Origin of the sequence: Pseudomonas fuscovaginae SE-1, assembly GCF_000364705.1 — a bacterium.
GTDB classification, from domain to species: Bacteria; Pseudomonadota; Gammaproteobacteria; order Pseudomonadales; family Pseudomonadaceae; genus Aquipseudomonas; species Aquipseudomonas fuscovaginae_A.
In genome coordinates this window covers 1-18,962 of the sequence record NZ_AQOH01000259.1, presented here as the reverse complement: position 1 = coordinate 18,962, position 18,962 = coordinate 1, and the positions used below count along the sequence as shown (strand labels likewise).

At 64.7% G+C, this 18,962-nt stretch carries 10 protein-coding genes; 8 read left to right on the top strand and 2 right to left on the bottom strand.

Annotated elements, in window-relative coordinates; all coding sequences use genetic code 11:
* Window positions 1-224: 224 nt before the first annotated feature.
* The 3 genes from K675_RS0121225 to K675_RS0121215 are packed head-to-tail and all read left to right on the top strand — an operon-like array spanning window position 225 to window position 4,755.
* Window positions 225-1,400, top strand: a complete 1,176-nt coding sequence (locus K675_RS0121225) for an efflux RND transporter periplasmic adaptor subunit (protein ID WP_017905482.1) — start codon at window positions 225-227, stop codon at window positions 1,398-1,400.
* A complete protein-coding gene (locus K675_RS0121220; RefSeq protein ID WP_017905481.1) occupies window positions 1,401-3,374 on the top strand; it encodes a MacB family efflux pump subunit in 1,974 nt (657 codons plus the stop codon).
* A gap of 7 nt (window positions 3,375-3,381) precedes the next feature.
* A complete protein-coding gene (locus K675_RS0121215; protein WP_017905480.1) occupies window positions 3,382-4,755 on the top strand; it encodes an efflux transporter outer membrane subunit in 1,374 nt (457 codons plus the stop codon).
* A 425-nt stretch (window positions 4,756-5,180) separates the two neighbouring features.
* Here the strand turns inward: K675_RS0121215 and K675_RS0121210 are convergent, their stop codons facing one another.
* Complete coding sequence (locus K675_RS0121210) at window positions 5,181-6,800, bottom strand: hypothetical protein (protein WP_017905479.1); 1,620 nt, start codon at window positions 6,798-6,800, stop codon at window positions 5,181-5,183.
* 179 nt (window positions 6,801-6,979) lie between these two features.
* Between K675_RS0121210 and pvdM the strand changes: the two genes are divergently transcribed.
* From pvdM to K675_RS0121185, 5 genes are all read left to right on the top strand, one after another.
* Window positions 6,980-8,311 carry a pyoverdine-tailoring dipeptidase-like protein PvdM gene (pvdM, locus tag K675_RS0121205; protein WP_017905478.1) on the top strand — a complete coding sequence of 444 codons (1,332 nt, stop codon included), beginning with the start codon at window positions 6,980-6,982 and terminating at the stop codon, window positions 8,309-8,311.
* Window positions 8,312-8,401: 90 nt separating this feature from the next.
* Window positions 8,402-9,691 carry an aminotransferase class V-fold PLP-dependent enzyme gene (locus K675_RS0121200; RefSeq protein ID WP_017905477.1) on the top strand — a complete coding sequence of 430 codons (1,290 nt, stop codon included), beginning with the start codon at window positions 8,402-8,404 and terminating at the stop codon, window positions 9,689-9,691.
* A 55-nt stretch (window positions 9,692-9,746) separates the two neighbouring features.
* Entirely contained in the window at window positions 9,747-10,646 is a 900-nt protein-coding gene (locus K675_RS0121195) for a formylglycine-generating enzyme family protein (protein ID WP_017905476.1), read from the top strand.
* Window positions 10,647-10,728: 82 nt separating this feature from the next.
* Window positions 10,729-12,393 carry a cyclic peptide export ABC transporter gene (locus tag K675_RS0121190; RefSeq protein WP_017905475.1) on the top strand — a complete coding sequence of 555 codons (1,665 nt, stop codon included), beginning with the start codon at window positions 10,729-10,731 and terminating at the stop codon, window positions 12,391-12,393.
* A gap of 248 nt (window positions 12,394-12,641) precedes the next feature.
* On the top strand, window positions 12,642-15,116 hold the full coding sequence (locus K675_RS0121185) for a TonB-dependent siderophore receptor (RefSeq protein ID WP_037006993.1): 2,475 nt from the start codon (window positions 12,642-12,644) through the stop codon (window positions 15,114-15,116).
* Window positions 15,117-15,558: 442 nt separating this feature from the next.
* Here the strand turns inward: K675_RS0121185 and K675_RS0121180 are convergent.
* A partial coding sequence (locus tag K675_RS0121180; RefSeq protein ID WP_017905473.1) for a non-ribosomal peptide synthetase occupies window positions 15,559-18,962 on the bottom strand: 3,404 nt, incomplete at its 5' end.

The window sequence follows — 18,962 nt, the reverse complement described above, 5'->3', positions numbered from 1 at the left end:
CTCGATGATGGCAGTTTGAAAATGTGTAATTTATAGTAATTCTCATATAGATTTAAAGCATTCCCAGACAAAAGCGTGAAATGCCCGGTAAAACAGCGCCGGACAAAGACTTAAATTCGCCACAGGGCTCCTCGTCTAACTGAAATCTCCCGTGTCCCCGCCAGCAGCCGGAAACAATCCGCTGGCGTAATCACGGATCGATCTCCCATCGGCTGGAACCCTGCATGAAACGTCCTCGACGCACCCGACGCGCCCTGCTTGTCTCGCTCTGCCTGATCCCTGTCGTCGCCTTCGCCACCTGGCAGATCCTGCCACCGGGGCGCGACAGTTTCGCCACCGTCACGGTCAACCGCGGTGATATAGAAAGCAGCGTGACCGCCCTCGGCACCTTGCAACCACGCCGCTACGTCGATGTCGGTGCCCAGGCCTCCGGGCAGATCCACAAGATCCACGTCGAGGTCGGCGACCAGGTGAAAGAAGGCCAGTTGCTGGTCGAGATCGATCCCTCGACGCAGAAGGCCAGGCTCGACGCGGGGCGCTATTCCATCGAAAACCTCAGGGCCCAGCTCCAGGAGCAGCGTGCCCTGCATGACCTGGCCCGGCAGAAATACCAGCGCCAACTGCAACTCAATGCCGGTGGTGCGACGCGGGTCGAGGACATCCAGAGTGCCCAGGCCGAGATGCGTACCACCCAGGCACGCATCGACATGTTCCAGGCGCAGATTCTCCAGGCCCAGGCCAGCCTGCGCAGCGACGAGGCGGAGCTGGGCTATACCCGCATCTACGCCCCCATGGCCGGCACCGTGGTCGCCCTCGATGCCCGCGAGGGCCAGACCCTCAATGCCCAGCAGCAGACGCCGCTGATCCTGAGGATCGCCAAGCTGTCGCCGATGACCGTCTGGGCCGAGGTTTCCGAAGCCGACATCGGCCACGTCAAGCCGGGCATGAGTGCCTACTTCACCACCCTCAGCGGCGGCAACCGGCGCTGGAGCAGCACTGTGCGACAGATCCTGCCGGTACCGCCCAAGCCCCTGGAACAGTCCAGCCAGAGCGGCAGCAACAGCCCCAGCGGCAGCAGCAAGAGCGGTGCCGCACGGGTAGTGCTGTATACCGTGCTGCTGGATGTGGACAACGCCGACCAGGCCCTGATGGCGGAAATGACCACCCAGGTGTTCTTCGTCGCCGATCGGGCGCAGAACGTCCTCACGGCACCGATCGCTGCCCTGCAGGGCGGCCACGACCCGCACCGGCAGACGGCCCGGGTGGTCACCCCCGAAGGCCGCATCGAGACCCGTGAAGTGCGCACCGGCATCAGCGATCGCCTGCGCATCCAGGTACTCGACGGCCTGGCCGAGGGCGATCATCTGCTGATCGGTCCGGCCGTCGGTAGCGGAGGCTGAATGCAAACGCCACTGATCGAACTGCAGGACATCCGTAAATCCTATGGTGGTGACGACAGCCCACTGGTGGAAGTGTTGCGCGGCATCGACCTGTCGATCCATGCCGGCGAGTTCGTCGCTATCGTCGGCGCCTCCGGCTCGGGCAAGTCGACCCTGATGAACATCCTCGGCTGCCTGGACCGCCCCACGTCCGGCAGCTACCGCTTCGCCGGCGAGCCGGTGGCCGAACTGGACACCGACGAGCTGGCCTGGCTGCGTCGCGAGGCCTTCGGCTTCGTGTTCCAGGGCTATCACCTGATTCCTTCCGGATCAGCCCAGGAAAACGTCGAGATGCCGGCCATCTACGCCGGCACCCCGGCGGCCGAGCGCCATGCCCGCGCCGCCGCCCTGCTCGACCGCCTGGGCCTGGAAAGCCGTCGCGGCAATCGCCCGCACCAGCTTTCCGGCGGCCAGCAGCAACGGGTGTCGATCGCCCGTGCCCTGATGAACGGCGGCCACATCATTCTCGCCGACGAACCCACCGGCGCCCTCGACAGCCACAGCGGTGCCGAGGTGATGACCCTGCTCGACGAACTGGCGGGCCAGGGCCACGTGGTGATCCTGATCACCCACGACCGCGAAGTCGCGGCCCGCGCCAAACGCATCATCGAGATCCGTGACGGCCTGATCATCAGCGACAGCGCCCGGCACGCCGGCGCCGCCGCGCCCAGCGCCAACCCGGGCGCCCTGCGGGCGGTGGACCTGCGCCAGCGCCTGAGCGACGGCAGCGAATACAACGGCGCCTGGAAAAGCGAACTGCTCGAGGCCGTGCAGGCCGCCTGGCGGGTGATGTGGATCAACCGTTTCCGTACGGCCCTGACCCTGCTCGGCATCATCATCGGCGTCGCCTCGGTGGTGGTCATGCTGGCGGTGGGCGAAGGCAGCAAGCGCCAGGTCATCGCCCAGATGGGCGCCTTCGGCTCGAACATCATCTACCTGAGCGGCGCCGCCCCTGCGCCCCGCGCACCACTGGGCATCATCACCCTGGACGACGTGGCGGCGCTGTCGGCGCTGCCCCAGGTGAAAATGATCATGCCGGTCAACGGCAACGATGCAACGGTGCGCTTCGGCAACCTGGACCACAACGCCTATGTCGGCGGCAACGACACGCAGTTCCCGGCGATCTTCAACTGGCCGGTGGTCGAAGGCAGCTACTTCACCCAGGAGGATGCGCGCAGTGGCGCAGCGGTGGCGGTGATCGGCCACAAGATCCGCGAAAAGCTGTTCCAGGACCTGCCCACCCCTATTGGCCAGTACCTGCTGATCGAGAACGTGCCGTTCCAGGTCGTCGGCGTACTCCAGGAAAAAGGTGCCACCTCCGGCGAGACCGACAGCGACGAGCGGGTGGCGATCCCCTACTCCGCCGCCAGCGTCCGCCTGTTCGGCACCCACAACCCGGAGTACGTGGCCATCGCCACCCGCGACGGGCGCAACGTCAAGGACGCCGAACGCGCCATCGACCAGGTGATGATGACCCTGCACAACGGCCGGCGCGACTTCCGCCTGACCAACAACGCGGCGATGATCCAGGCCGAGGCCCGCACCCAGAACACCCTGTCGCTGATGCTCGGTTCGATTGCCGCCATCTCGCTGCTGGTGGGCGGGATCGGCGTGATGAACATCATGCTCATGACCGTACGCGAGCGTACCCGGGAAATCGGTATCCGCATGGCCACCGGCGCCCGCCAGCGAGACATCCTGCGCCAGTTCCTGACCGAGGCGGTGATGCTCTCGGTGGTCGGCGGCCTGGCCGGCGTGGTCCTGGCCCTGGGCATCGGCGGCATCCTGATACTGAGCAAGGTCGCCGTGGCCTTCTCCCTGGCCGCCGTGACCGGTGCCTTCGCCTGCGCCCTGGTCACCGGCGTGATCTTCGGCTTCATGCCGGCCCGCAAAGCCGCCCGGCTCGATCCGGTGGCAGCCCTTACCAGTGAATGATCGATCTATGAAGCCGCAACTCTCCCTGCTTACGGTGTGCCTGCTGCTCAATGCCTGCAGCGGCCCCGCTTCCACCCCGGACAGCGGCCTGACGCCGCCAGCCGCCTGGCAGTTTGCCCAACGCCAGGCCATGCAACAGGACAACCGCCAGTGGTGGCGACAATTTGGCAGCCCCGAACTCGACCAACTGATCGAGCAGGCACGCCGGGACAGCCACGACATCGCCGCCGCCGCCGCACGGGTGCGCCAGGCCCGGGCCAGCGCAGTGATCGCCGGCGCCCCGCTGCTGCCACAGCTCGACCTGAACCTGGACGCCAGCCGCAGCAAGCTGCTGCACGGCACCGCCGACAGCGACAACAACAGCAAAAGCTTCGGTGCCGGCCTCACCGCCACCTACGAGGTGGACTTCTGGGGCGGGCTGGCCGCCACTCGCGATAGCGCCCTGCAAAGCCTGCGTGCCAGCGAATTCGACCAGGCCACGGTGGAACTGACCCTGCTCGGCAGCGTCGCCGACCAGTACGCCCGCACCCTGTCCGCCCGCGAACAGCAGCACATCGCCGAACTGAACCTGGTCAACGCCCAAAGTGTGCTCAAGCTGGTGCAGACCCGCTACGACTCGGGCTCGGCCACGGCCCTGGAACTGGCCCAGCAGAAAAGTCTGGTCGCCGCCCAGCAGCGGCAGTTGCCACTGATCCAGCAACAGGCCGGGGAGTCGCTGATCAGCCTGGCCGCCCTGCTCGGTCAACCGGTGCGGGCCTTGCGGATTGGCAGCCGGCCCTTCTCCAGCCTGAGCTGGCCACCGATCGATGCCGGCCTGCCCAGCGAGCTGCTGAGTCGTCGCCCGGACATCGCCCGCGCCGAAGCGCAACTGGCGGCGGCCCAGGCCGACGTCAAGGTGGCACGGGCGGCGATGTTGCCGAAGCTGACCTTGAGCGCCCGCCTGGCCTCGGAGTCCGGCGAGGCTTCCGAGGCCCTGCGCACGCCGTTCTACAACCTGACCGCCGGGCTGGTCGCACCGATCTTCAACAACGGCCGCCTGCGGGCGGGACGGGACAAGGCCACGGCCCGCGAAGAGGAACTGCTGGAGACCTATCGCGGGGCGATCATCAATGGCTTTGCCGATGTCGAAAAGGCGCTCAACAGCATCGAGCGCCTGGATCAGCAACGCCAGTGGCAGGAAGAGGAACTGCGGCAGGCCAAGGCGGCCTTCGAACTGTCCCAGAGTCGCTACCGGGCGGGGGCCGAGGACCTGCTGACCGTACTGGAGACGCAACGCACGCTGTACGCCGCCGAAGACCTGAACGTGCAACTGCGACTGAGCCGCCTGCAAGCCAGTATCGCCCTGTACAAGGCGTTGGGTGGGGGCTGGAGCGAGCGCTGAACCTGTTTCGGCGCGGGTGACGCTGAGCGTCACTGGCTGCATTCCCACGCGGGGCGTGGGAACGATCCACGAATGGCTGCCCAGGGCGGCCCTCAGTGCCTGGGTGATCTAACACCGTCCTGTGGCGACGGGCTCGTCGGGATGCCGCACCGCCGCGCTCATCCTGATACACCGCAGTGGCCGGACCTGGGGCCGCAATGCGGCCCAGCGCGGGCAAGCCCGCTCGCCACACCAAGCCTCAGCAGCCCTGCAGTGGCCTTGCAGCAGCCATTCGATCGTTCCCACGCTCCACTTCGATCGTTCCCACTCTTCGCATCGAATGTTCCCACGCTCCGCGTCGATCGCTCCCACGCTCCGCACCCGATCGTTCCCACGCTCCGCGTGGGAATGCCTCGCAGGGCGCTTCGCGCCCATCCACAGGGACTTTAGAAGAAACGATCTTTCAACGACAGGTGCCGGGCATACCAAGGGCGCCGCGGTACCCGTCGCAGCAGGTCGGGCAAGCCCTTCTCGTCGGCGAAGGTGATACGCAGCGCCAGCTTCATGGTCTCCGGATCCATCTCCACCGACTTGCCGATGCTCAGGCCCGGCGTGGTGCTGCATCCATGGGTGCTCGGGCCCAGCCACGGATCATCCACCTCGACCCAGCGCCCGGGCGCGAACCACGGCACGCCATTGACCTGCAGTCGCGTGACCTGGCCCGGATGGAAGCGTTCATGGGCACGAAACCAGTCTTCGATGCGATCATCGATCCAGCCATGGAACAACCAGAACACCGGGTGCACGTGGGAAGAGAACGGGTCACCGAGAAAGTCGTTCTCCGGCTGGAACCAACGCGGGGCGAAATCGGTGAACTCGCGGGCCATCGGCACCGGCGCGTCGTTGGACGGGTCGCGCGGTACTGCGGCCCAACGCATGTGCAACCAGTCGTGCAGGCCCAGCTCAAGCTCCGAGCCGAACTGGCCCAGGGTCAGCTTGGACAGATAGCGCGGATCGGTGTACTGCGACTCCCAGACCTGGAAGTTGCTGTGGTAGGTCTCGCTGCTCTTGATGTCGCTGACCCACTGACTGTAGTCGTCATCGTCCTCGGCCAGCCAGGTCGGCGGTACCGCCCAGCCGTCATGGTTGTCGAAGTAACGGATGAACCCCTGGCGGTCACGCTCCAGCTCCGGCTGCGGCTGCGGGAAACGGCGCCAGGACGGCAACGGCTGGATAGCCCGCGCCGCCTGCAGCATGTGCCGGTGCATGAAGAAGAAGTCGACCCCCGAACCATTGCGGTCCTTGCGCGGCCCTCGGGCATCACGCTCCTTGTCGCGCGGACCGGGCTGCCAACCGATGCCGCGCAGGCCATCGCGCTTGTCTTCGGGCAATTTGTGCCACTTGTCCCGGGTGGCATGCCAGAGCTGGTGGAACAGCCGATGCTCGGGCGACACCAGCCAGGCCAGCAGGGGTGCACTCAGGCCGATGCGTTCGCGGGCTTCGGGAAAGGTGTGCTTGGTGGCGACGAAACGGCTGTCCAGTTGGGTCAACGCCAGCGGCCGGTCGAGGCGCTCGATACGCCCGGTGAGGGTGCCACTGCCAGCATTGCCGTAAGTGCCCCAGACCTCGTCGAGGATCATGCTCAACTCATACTCGGGGAACACCTCCGAGCCGCGGAACAGGCGCCAGAACAGCCGGGCACCATCGGCCACCGCCAGGTCGCCGACGATGCGCAACCGTGGTTCGGCGTCACCGCGCAGGCCCTCGGCCGTATCGATGAAACCGCGCACCCCGCGACCACGCGGCGCGATATCGAGCAACACCTGCACCCCTTCCAGCGGTAGTCCCGCCAGGCCGGCATCGCGACCCTCGAAACGGATGCTCCAGACTCCGCGCAAGTTGTTGGCCAGGCGCTGGCCCGCCGTGTCCGGCAGATCGACCGTGGCCTCGCCCGGCGTGATGGGCTCGTCCTCGCGCGTCAGTTCACGCTGTGCGTAATAAGCCGCGGGGATGGCGGCGCCGGTAAGCGCCAGGCCTGCTATGAACCCTCGTCGAGAAATCGTCATCGCCCTACCTGTGTCAGCCCCGAAGCAGGCCTTATCCCAGCTAGGACGTTGAACCCTGGGGGAAATTTAGCCTGTCGCGTGACACGAAAGCGCTAAATTCCCTGCACCTCCACTCGTTCCTCCCAGATAGCAAAAGCCCTTGTGGCTGCCTGTGACCTGCGAACCAGAATGAGATGGCAATGACAAAACCGCGTTCGAAAAAGGCTCTCTATATCGGTCTGCCCCTGGCCCTGGCCATCGGCGCCGCCTCGGCCTGGCTGGGCTGGCAGTACTGGTCCAATCCCGGCTACCCGCTGGATATCGTCAAGCAGGCGGACGAGCTGCAGGAGCGGATCATCTCGTTCGACAGCCACATCACCGTGCCGCTGACTTTCGGCGCCGAAGGCCGCGAGGCGGACAAGGACGGTTCCGGCCAGTTCGATCTGGTCAAGGCCGACCGCGGGCGCCTGTCCGCCGCCGCCCTGACGGTATTCGGCTGGCCGGAGATCTGGAACGGCGCGAACGCTCCGCATCACCCGACGGCAGGCTTCGTCGACGAGGCGCGCAAGCAGCAGGAAGTGCGCTACAAGATCATCACCGGGATGGTCCGTGACTTCCCCAATCGCGTCGGCATCGCCTACACCCCCGATGACATGCGCAGGCTGCATGGCGAAGGCAAGTTCGCGATTTTCATCAGCATGCTCAACGCCTACCCACTGGGCCATGACCTCAGCCTGCTGGACACCTGGACCGCGCGCGGCATGCGCATGTTCGGTTTCAGCTACGTGGGCAACAACGACTGGGCCGACTCGTCCCGCCCGCTGCCGTTTCTCAACGATACCCCCGACGCCCTGGGCGGCCTGTCCGAAATCGGCAAGCAGGCGGTGCATCGTCTCAACGACCTGGGGGTGATCATCGATGTCTCGCAGATGTCGACCAAGGCCCTGGAACAGGTCAGCCAGCTGAGCCGCACGCCCATGGTCGCCTCACACTCGGCACCGCGCGCGCTGGTGGACATTCCACGCAACCTCAGCGACCAGGAAATGCAACTGATCAAGAACAGCGGCGGCGTGGTCCAGATCGTCGCCTTCCCCGCCTACCTGCGCCCCCTGAGCCAGCCGACCCAGGACAAGCTCAACGCCCTGCGCAAGCGCTTCGACCTGCCGCCGTTGCCCAACCTCGCCATGGCGCTGATGCCCGGCGACCCGATCATCACCGTCTGGCCGGAACAACGCTTCGGCGAATACGCCAGCGAGCTGTACGCAATCCTCGACAAGGAACCCAAGGCCGACCTGAAGGACTTTGGCAACGCCATCGACTACGCGGTGAAGAAAATCGGCATCGACCACGTCGGCATCAGTTCGGACTTCAACGACGGCGGCGGCATCGATGGCTTCAAGGATGTCAGCGAAGCCCGCAACGTGACGGCCGAACTGCTCCAGCGTGGCTACTCCGAAGCGGACATCGCCAAGCTCTGGGGCGGCAATTTCCTGCGGGTCTGGGACCAGGTGCAGAAGGCGGCCAGGCACTGAGCATCCCCCGGTCCCCCTTCGTGCGGAAAACGGCCCGACGCGTTCCCGTTGGGCACCGATCCATTATCCAGACCGTCCAAGTGATCATTCATGACTGACCGCAGAACCTTTCTCAAGCAGGCCGGCCTGCTCGCCGCCAGCCTGCCGCTCGGTACCCGCCTGGACCTTGCCGCCGCTGCCTCGGCATCGGCCGCCAGCCCCGCGCAAGGTGGCGACAAATGGGCGCGGCTACGCCAGCTGTTCGACCAGGACCCGGACTACCTGCACTTCTCCAACTTCCTGGTCACCAGCCACCCCAAGCCGGTGCGCGACGCCATCGAACGCCATCGCGCAGCCATCGATCGCAACCCGGGCCTGGCGATGGACTGGGACCTGGCGCAAACCTGGCAGCGCGAAAGCCAGGTGCGTCACGCCGCCGGGCGCTACCTGAAGGCCCAGCCGGGCCAGATCGCCCTGACCGGCAGCACCACCGAAGGCCTGGCAATGATCTACGGTGGCATCCATGTTCGCCACGACCAGGAAATCCTCACCACCGAGCACGAGCATTACTCGACTCGCAACACCCTGCGCCTGCGCACCGAACGCCAAGGCACCCGGGTGCGCAAGATCAGCCTGTTCAAGGACGCCCACCGCGTCTCGGCCGACGAGGTACTCGGCAATATCGCTCGCGCGATCAAACCCGAAACCCGTGTACTGGGCATGACCTGGGTACAGTCCGGCAGCGGGGTCAAGCTGCCGATCGGCGAGATCGGCAAGCTGGTGGCGGAAAGGAACCGCAACCGCGACGACAAGGACCGTATTCTCTACGTGGTCGATGGCGTCCATGGCTTCGGTGTCGACAACCTCGACTTTCCGGACATGCACTGCGACTTCTTCATTGCCGGCACCCACAAGTGGATGTTCGGCCCGCGCGGCACTGGCATCGTCTGCGCCCGTTCGGAAGAACTCCGGGACGTCACGCCACTGGAGCCGACCTTTTCCGAAGACACCAACTTCGCCACTTCGATGAGCCCCGGTGGCTATCACGCCTTCGAACATCGCTGGGCCCTGGACCAGGCCTTCGAACTGCACCTGGAGCTGGGCAAGGCCGATGTTCAGGCACGGATCCACGCCCTCAACAGCGAGCTCAAGCAACGCCTGCAGGCCGATTCGCGCATCGAACTGGTCACGCCCATGAGCCCGGAGCTGTCGGCCGGTTTCAGCTTCTTCCGGGTCAAGGGCCAGGACAGCGACCAGGTCGCCGCCCGCCTGCTCAAGAACAAGGTGGTGGTCGATGCGGTGGACCGCGACGTCGGGCCAGTGGTGCGCACCGCTCCCGGTCTGCTCAACACCGAAGCCGAACTGGACCGGTTCATGGCCCTGCTCGGCCAGCAGCTATGAACCGCTCCCGGCGGTACGACCCAACGTTTTCAGACTTCTGCCTGCGAGATATCCCATGACAGCACAATCCACCTGCACACGCTCCCGTGTCGGCCTCCGGTCGACCCTGACCCTCGCCGCCCTCTTCACCAGCGGGCTGTGCGGCAATACCTTCGCCGCCAGCACGCCGCTGCCGGGCAAGGTGTTCAAGGACTGCAAGGACTGCCCGGAAATGGTGGTATTGCCCGCTGGCAGCTTCACCATGGGCAGTCCGGAAGACGAGATCGGTCGTGAACCGGATGAAGGACCGATGCATGAGGTCACCTTCAAGAAGGCCTTCGCCATCAGCCGCTTTCAGGTCCTGGCCGGCGAATGGAAAGCCTACCTGCACAGCACCGGCTACACGATGCCGGACGGCGATACCCGCCCGGGTCGCGAATGCCTGGCCGGTGAGCCACGCTACCCCATGAGCGACCGGCAGCCGGCGGTCTGCATGGATTGGCGCGAGGCCGAGGCCTATGCGAAGTGGCTGTCGAAGAAAACCGGCAAGGCCTACCACCTGGTCAGCGAGGCCCAGCGTGAATACGCCGTGCGCGGTGGCACCAAAGGCCCGTTCCCCTTCCCCTTCGACGAGGGCAAGGAGTACAGCATCGCCAAGCACGCCAATACCTATGGCCCGGCGGACGGTTTCAGCTACACCTCGCCGGCCGGCAGCTTCCCACCCAATGCCTTCGGCGTCTATGACGGCCACGGCAATGTCTGGGAGTGGACCGCCGACTGCTATGTCGACACCTACACGGGCGCACCGACCGACGGCAGCCCGCGCCTGGACAGCCAGGAATGCGAGGACCGCCGCTCGATCCGTGGCAATGACTGGACCGAAGCGCCGGTCTTCTCCCGCTCCGCCAACCGCAACGAACGCAGCGAATACACCCGTGGCGACTGGCTGGGTTTTCGCGTCGTCCGCGAACTCTAAATCCCACTGCAAAACACTCGTCTAAAGAGTTCAAGGCGCCGCGCGCGGCGCCTGTTTCCGAAGACCTTCACGAGTAGCCCCCATGCCTCTCCAAGCACAAAGCCTCGCCCAGGAAACCCTGAGGATCCTCAAGCCCTTCTGGCTGCTGGTGGTCCTTTCGGCCGCCCTGGGGGTTGTCAGCGGCCTCAGCGTCACCGCCCTGCTGGCGACCATCAACGACGCCATGAATGCGAGCGGTGGCCCGGACACCCGTATCGCCCTGCTGTTTGGCGGCCTGTGCATACTGACCCTGGCCTGTTCGACGGTTTCCAACCTGCTGACCAACTACGTCGGCCAGCGCGTGGTCGCCCGGTTGCGGCAGGAACTGGCCGCCAAGGTGCTGGTGGCTCCCATCGAGCAACTGGAACGTTATCGTGCCCATCGGCTGATCCCGGTGCTGCTCAACGATGTCAGCACCCTCAGCACCTTCGCCCTGTCAGTGGCGCCGATGGTGATCGCCTTCACCGTCACCGTCGGCTGCCTGGCCTATCTGGCCGCGCTGTCCTGGCAAATCCTCGCCCTGACCCTGGTGACCGTGATCATCGGCAGCGGCGCGCAGTGGCTCGCCCACCGTATCGGCATGCGCAGCATCCTGCGGGCACGGGACGGCGAAGACGAACTGCAGAAGCACTACCAGGCGATTTCCGCCGGCTCCAAGGAGCTGCGCATCCAGCGCCAGCGCCGGCAGTTCATGCACGACCAACAGATCCACGGCACCACCGAGCGCATCAGCCAGGCCAACATCCGTGCAGCGAACATCTTCGTCAGCGCCGAGACGTTCGGCTCGATGCTGTTCTTCGCGGTCATCGGTATCGCCATCACCTTCCAGGCGCTCTGGCCGAGTACCGACAAGACCGTGCTCGGCGGTTTCGTGCTGGTCATGCTGTACATGAAGGGCCCGCTGGAGCGACTGGTCACGACCATCCCGAGCATCAGTCGCGCCGAGATCGCTTTGCGCCGTATCGCCGAACTGTCGTGGCGCTTCTCCTCGCCAGAGCCGCATCTGCTGGTCAACGATCGGGGAATCGATCCGACGCCGCTGCAGAGCATCGAGCTGCGCCAGTTGCGCTACGACTACCCACCGGTCGAAGGCGTGCCGCCATTTCACCTCGGCCCGGTCGACCTGACCATCCGCCAGGGCGAGATCGTCTTCATCGTCGGCGAGAACGGTTGCGGCAAGACCACCCTGATCAAGCTGCTGCTGGGCCTGTACACGCCACAACAGGGCGAAGTCCGCCTCAATGGCGCGCCGGTCACCGCCCAGGCCCTGGACGACTACCGCCAGTTGTTCACCACCATCTTCGCCGACTACTACCTCTTCGACGAAGTGGCCCAGGGCGGCACGCCACTGCCGCCGGAATCGATCAAGTACCTGGAGCGCCTGGACATCGCCCACAAGGTCAGCATCCGCGACGGCAGCTTCAGCACCACGGACCTGTCCACCGGTCAGCGCAAGCGCCTGGCGCTGCTCAATGCCTGGCTGGAACAACGCCCGGTGCTGGTGTTCGACGAATGGGCCGCCGACCAGGACCCGGCCTTCCGTCGGGTGTTCTACACCGAGCTGCTGCCCGAGCTGCGCGACCAGGGCAAGACCATCATCGTCATCTCACACGATGACCGCTACTTTCCGGTGGCCGACCAACTGGTGCGCATGCAGGCCGGGCAGATCCAGGTCGAACGGGTGCAACGCGAGGCCGTACCCGCCTGACCCCCGTCACCCCGCGCGCAAGGCGCGGGGTGAACCCACCTAAATTGTTCTCCCGCCCGTTCGTTCTTCCTATTAGCCAGCGCCACGACAGTCCCGCCGCATTGCGTCCCGCACGCAACGGTCATGGAAGAAAGCCCCCTCACCAAAATTTTTCTGCTTTGTTTTCCGATTTTGTCGGGCTGGTGCGTCTTCTTCTCAAGTAATAACAATTCCTAGTTGCTTTTCCACACTTAGAAAGAGCTGAAAGAATGCCGACAACACACCGACTGACACCCTTGAGCACAGCCTTGCTGGTTCGCAAGATGCTGCGCTCGCCGGTCACGCTCGGCGCCATGGGGATGGTGCTGGCACTGCCGATGGCTGCGCAGGTACAGGCCCAGGAGTTCGAGTTCAACATCGCCGCCCAGCCGTTGGCGGCAGCCCTGCAGGAGCTGGGGCGCCAGGGCAATATCCAGGTGCTGTACAACCCGGAGCGGGTGAAGGGCCTGCAGGGAGCACCGGTCAAGGGCAAGCTCACGCCCGGCCAGGCGGCCGGTGAACTGCTGAAGAACACCGGTGTGAACTACAGCTTTCAGGGCGACACCCTGACCCTGAGCAGCACTGCGGCCACCATCAGCTCGGGCCTGAACCTGTCGGCCACCACCATCAGCGGCCAGTCCCAGGCACTGGGTACCAGCACGGATGGCACCGGCTCCTACACCACCGGCGCGGTGACCATCGGCAAGACCGCGCATTCGCTGCGGGAAACGCCACAGTCGGTCACGGTCGTGACCCGCCAGCAGATGGATGACAAGAACCTCACCAAGCTTGATGAGGTGATGGCGCAGACTACCGGTATCACCCGCTCCAACCGTAACTTCGGCGGTAACGTCTTCAACTCCCGGGGCTTTACCCTGGAAGACGACAGTTACATGATCGATGGCATTCCCGGACTGGCCTACAACATGACCGGCTGGATCCGGCCTGACATGGCGGTATTCGACCGCGTCGAGGTCCTGCGTGGAGCCTCCGGGCTGTTGGTCGGTGCCGGCAACCCAGGCGGCGCGGTCAACCTGGTGCGCAAACGCCCAACTGCCGACCCGCACTTCTCGATCAGCACCAGCGCTGGTTCCTGGGACAACTACCGCATGGACCTGGACGGCAGGGGCCGACTGAACGAGCAAGGCACCTTGCGCGGTCGTGCCGTGGTCGCCTATGAGGATCGCGGCTACTTCCAGGATGGGCTGAACTCTGAAACCCCGCTACTGTACGGCATCGTCGAAGCCGACCTGAACGACTCCACAACCCTGGCGGTCGGCCTGCGCCATCAGCGCACGCTCTATCATGGCTACACGATTTTCGGCCTGCCTCGTTACAACAACGGTCGCGAGATCGACGTTTCGCGCTCCACCTCGCTGGGCCAGGACTGGAACCGCCACGAAATCGAGGTCAATGAGGTCTTCGCCGACCTGGAACATCATCTCAACGACAACTGGACCAGCAAGGTGTCGGTGACCCAGTCGCAGAGCATGTTCAACCAGCGCGTGGCCTATTCACAGGGTGCCTTGGACCCTGCGACTCAGAGCGGAACCTTTCTATCCAACACCCAGTTCCGCCGTGAATACGTCACCAGCAAGGGTATCGACGGCCATATCTCGGGCAACTTCGACGCCTTTGGCCTGACCCATGAGTTGATGGTCGGTGCCAACTGGTCGCAGCAACACATTCTGAGCAAGCAGTCGCTGGTAGGGATCGACCTGCCGATCGACGTCTTCGATCCCGACCACCACCTTATCTCCAAGCCGGAACAGCCGGCCTGGCAGAGCCTGGACGATATCACCCAGCGTCAGTATGGCCTCTACAGCACCCTGCGCCTGCGCCTGGCCGAGCCCCTGAGTCTGGTGCTAGGTGGCCGTCTGAGCTGGTACAAGAACGACAATACGAGGTATGACTACACTGCCACACCGACCAAAGCTACACCCAACGACTACCGTGAAGACAATAAATTCACACCGTTCGCCGGGCTTATCTACGACCTGAACGAAGAATGGTCGTGGTACGCCAGCTATGCCGATATCTTCCGCCCCCAAAGCAATTACCGAACCGAAGACGGCAAGAGCCTGAAACCGACCCTGGGTTCGAACTATGAAACCGGCATCAAGGGTGCGCTGTATGATGGCCGTCTGAACGTCTCCGCCGCCGTGTTCTACATCAAGCAGAAAGATCTGTCCCAGGAAGACACTACTGCTGATTCGAGCATCTGCGCGACATTAAACCCCAACACCGGCACCTGCTATGTAAACGGTCCCCCCAGCACCAGCAAGGGCGTAGAATTGGAAGCCAGCGGCGAAGTTGCCACCGGCTGGCAGATGAGCGCCGGCTACACCTACAACATCACCCGCAACGACGACGGATCTTCAATCGACTCGGAAACGCCTAAACACATGCTGCGCGTTTCCACCATGTACAACCTGCAAGGCGACCTGAACCGCCTGAGCGTGGGCGGCGGTGTATCGACCCAGAGTGGCTACGTATCGCACTTCAACGGCCAGGATATTCCCAACCCGGGCCGGGCCATCTGGGATGCACGCACGCAGTACAAGCTGGACGACAACTGGAAACTGTCGTTCGACCTGAAGAACGTCTTCGACAAGAAGTACTACGAGGCGACCGGCGAACTGCGTCGCGGCAGCTACTACGGCGAACCTCGCAACTTCATGGTCACCCTGCGCGGCGACTTCTGACCGCACAAGGTTGGCGTTAAAAGAACCAAGGGGCGACCCTTGGTTTTTTATGGGCGACTGTTTCTGTGGCGAGCGGGCTTGCCCGCGCTCGGCTGCGAAGCGGCCGCAAGTCTCCAGTAACCGGTTCTTCTGATACATCGGGGATACAGGTTTCAGGGCCGCTGCGCGCCCCAGCGCGGGCAAGCCCGCTCGCCACAACAAGCTGATTCGCCCCAAATCACCAGTCACCAGTCACCAGTCACCAGTCACCAGTCACCAGTCACAGGGTCACAGGTCACAGGTCACAGGTCACAGGTCACAGGTCACAGGTCAAAGGTCAAAGGTCAAAGGTCAAAGGTCAAAGGTCAAAGGTCACCAGCAGGAAGACCGTAGCCACACTTCCATTCACAACATGAAAAAGCCAGGGCATGGGCCCTGGCTTTTTCATGTCCCGCCGGCTCAGTCAGACTGACTTCAGACGCTCCAGCACCGCCGTCAACAAGGCCTGGGAGAGAATGATGCTGTCGTGGTTCTCCTCCAGCGCCGTCGAGGCGGCCAGTCCATTGCGCGCGCACTGCTGCGCCAGGACGGCCTGCGCCGCGCCGATTTCCTCGGCGGTCTTGCTCGCCCCCGCCCACCAGCAGTCCGGCTTGACCTGCAACGGCTTGAGCGTGAAAGCCTCGCTCAGGATCGCATTGGTGCGCAGCAGGCGGTAGCCGGTCTCGATTTCATCCTGCACGGCGATATCGCGGTAGACCTCGCGCAAGCCGTCGGCACTGACACCACCGGCCAACGCGACCTGGTCGATGACCCAGTCGGCAATCACTTGCTCGTCGGTCCACTGCGCCCGCGCCTGCTCGATCAGCCCGACAATGGCCTGTTCCTCGACACCGGGGACGAAGGCCAGGAGGCTGCCGACCAGATTCGCGAACAGGCTCTGCTCCTGTGGCGCGGCATCCGGTGCCGGCTCCTGCTCGGACGCAAAGACCTGCAGTGCCGCCGGCAGGCTGGTGTCCACCAGGCCGAGGAAGCTCACCCGCTCCCCCCCCTGCTCCAGCACATGCGCGACTTCGATCGCCAGGGCGCCACCCAGGGACCAACCCAGCAGGTTGTAGGGACCCTCAGGCTGGGTCAGTCGGATCTGCTGGACGTAGTAGCCGACCATCTCTTCCCATGAACGGTCGAACCAACCCGGCACCACATAGCTCTTGTTGACCAGCCCGTAGACCCGCCGGTTGTCCTTCAGTTGCCCCGCCAACGGGTAGTAGGAGTAGGTACCACCACCGCCCGGCGGCAGGCAGAACAGCGGTGCGCTATCGGTACGGCAGCCGTTCATGCCGATGACCGGCGTCTTCACTTTCGCCTCGCCTTCGCGCATGAAGTCGGCCAGATCGGCCAATGTCTCCATCAGCAGGAAGTCATGCAGCTTGATCGTCACATCGAAGGCCTCACGCAGCCGGCCGACCAGGGAGATCACCAGCAACGAATGCCCGCCCAGCTCGAAGAAGTTATCGTTCAAGCCGACCGTCTCGACCTTCAACAGCTCGGCCCAGATGTCGGCCAGGCGCTGTTCCAGTTCGGTCCGCGGGGCGACATGGGTACGCTGCACCGCGCTGGCCTCCGGCAGCGGCAGCGCCTTGCGGTCAAGCTTGCCGTTCGGGGTCAGTGGCATCCGCTCCAGCGGCACCAGGTACGCGGGCACCATGTAGTCCGGCAAGCCGGCCTTCAAGTGCGCCTTGAGCAGTGCGTGCAACGACGCCCAGGGCTGCTCGGCGCCCACGTCGCTGAGCACCAGGTAGGCTGCCAGTTGCTTGCCTGTCGGCCCATCGAGATCGATGACACTGCTTTCGCGGACCGCGGCATGTTCCTGCAAGCGTGCCTCGATTTCCCCCAGCTCGATACGGAAGCCACGGATCTTCACCTGGTGATCGAGACGGCTGACGTACTCGATCACCCCCTGCTCGCGATAACGGGTCAGGTCTCCCGTGCGGTACAGGCGCCCGCCGCCCTGCTCGTCGAACGGATCGGGCACGAAGCGTTCGGCGGTCAATCCCGGGCGTTGATGGTAGCCACGCGCCAGGCCGTGACCACCGATCAGCAGTTCACCGCGCGCGCCCAGCGGCAAGGTCTCGAAGTCATCCCCGAGGATATGCAGGCGGGTGTTGGCGATCGGCCGGCCCAGCCAGATATCGTCGCTGGCGGTCAGGTAATGGGCGGCGGACCAGATCGTCGTCTCGGTCGGGCCGTAGACGTTCCAGACATGCCCGGCCTGCTCGATCAACCGCTGCGCCAGCTCGGCGCTCAACGCCTCGCCGCCGCAGAGGACCTTGCGTCCGGCGAGCAGGCCGGCCGGCGCCTGGTCGAGCAGCATGCGCCAGGTCGACGGGGTCGCCTGGACCAGGGTGACCGCGTTGTGCTCGATCAGCTCGACCAGCGCCTGCGGGTCCTTGTTGCCACCGTTTTCCAGCAATACCACCGAGGCACCACACATCAACGGCAGGTACAACTCCAGGCCGGCGATATCGAATGACAGCGAAGTCAGCGACAACACCCGGTCGCGGGCATCGATCCCCGGCTGCCTGGCCATGCTGAAGAGGAAGTTGGTCAGGCCCTGGTGGCGTACCTCGACGCCCTTGGGCTTGCCGGTGGAACCCGAGGTGTAGATCACATAGGCCAGGTTGTCCGGCAGGGCCAGATTCGCCAGCGGCGCATCGTCCACGCCATCGCGCCATTGTTCTTCACGGTCCAGGCAGAGGCGGCGCACGCCCTCGGGAAGCGGCAGGTGCTCCAGCAGCGGGCTCTGGGTCAGCAACAGTTGCAGGCCACTGTCCTGCATCATGTAGGCCAGCCGGTCCCCGGGGAAGTCCGGGTCCAGCGGCACATAGGCACCGCCGGCCTTGAGAATCGCCAGCAGGCCCAGCAGCATGTCCGGACCACGCCCGACCGCAATCCCCACCAGCACATCGGGTCCCACGCCCGCCTGACGCAAGGTATGCGCCAACTGGTTGGAACGCAGGTCCAGCTGCCGGTAGCTCATGCGCCCGTCGCGCCAGATCAGCGCCGTGTCTTCGGGCGTGCGTGTAGCCTGGGCCTCGATCAGGCCATGCACGCACGCCTGGTCCGGATACTCCGCCGCGGTACGGTTCCACTGCCGCTCGACCTGCTGCCGTTCGGTGTCGTCCAGCAACGGCAGGTCGGCGATCCGTCGGGTCGCATCGCGGCTGATCGCCACCAGCAATGCCCGCCAATGACGCGCCATGCGTTCGATGGTGCTGCGGTCGAACAGCGCGGTGGCATAGGTCAGGGTCGCCCCCAGGCCCTGACCGTGCTCGCTGGTGTCCAGAGTCAGGTCGAACTGCGCGGTATGGCTGTCCAGCACCAGTCCCTGCACCTGCAGCCCTGACAACTGGTGCCCTTCGCCACTGACCTGGCTCTGGTGGTTGTACATCACCTGGAACAGCGGGCTATGGCTCAGGCTGCGTTCCGGTTGCAGCGCCTCGACCAGTTGTTCGAATGGCAGGTCCTGATGCCCCTGGGCCTGCAAGGCGGTTCTCTTGACCTGCTGCAGCAGCTCGGTAAAGGTCAGCGCCGCATTGAACTGGGCCTTGAGCACCTGGGTGTTGACGAAGAAACCGATCAGCCGTTCCGTCTCGACCCGGGTCCGGTTGGCGACCGGGACGCCCACACGAATATCGTCCTGCCCGGTGTAGCGCTGCAGCAAGGTCTGGAACGAAGCCAGGAGCAGCATGAACAGGGTGACGCCCTGCTCGCGCGCCGTGGTTTTCAGGGCCTGGACCAGTTGCGCGTCCAGCTCGACCGACAGCCGATCACCCGCATGGCTCTGCTGGGTCGGACGTGGCCGGTCCA

Coding starts and splice junctions, on each gene's coding strand:
- K675_RS0121225 (WP_017905482.1), top strand. CDS start 225: ATGAAACGTCCTCGACGCACCCGACGCGCCCTGCTTGTCTCGCTCTGC.
- K675_RS0121220 (WP_017905481.1), top strand. CDS start 1,401: ATGCAAACGCCACTGATCGAACTGCAGGACATCCGTAAATCCTATGGT.
- K675_RS0121215 (WP_017905480.1), top strand. CDS start 3,382: ATGAAGCCGCAACTCTCCCTGCTTACGGTGTGCCTGCTGCTCAATGCC.
- K675_RS0121210 (WP_017905479.1), bottom strand. CDS start 6,800: ATGACGATTTCTCGACGAGGGTTCATAGCAGGCCTGGCGCTTACCGGC.
- pvdM (WP_017905478.1), top strand. CDS start 6,980: ATGACAAAACCGCGTTCGAAAAAGGCTCTCTATATCGGTCTGCCCCTG.
- K675_RS0121200 (WP_017905477.1), top strand. CDS start 8,402: ATGACTGACCGCAGAACCTTTCTCAAGCAGGCCGGCCTGCTCGCCGCC.
- K675_RS0121195 (WP_017905476.1), top strand. CDS start 9,747: ATGACAGCACAATCCACCTGCACACGCTCCCGTGTCGGCCTCCGGTCG.
- K675_RS0121190 (WP_017905475.1), top strand. CDS start 10,729: ATGCCTCTCCAAGCACAAAGCCTCGCCCAGGAAACCCTGAGGATCCTC.
- K675_RS0121185 (WP_037006993.1), top strand. CDS start 12,642: ATGCCGACAACACACCGACTGACACCCTTGAGCACAGCCTTGCTGGTT.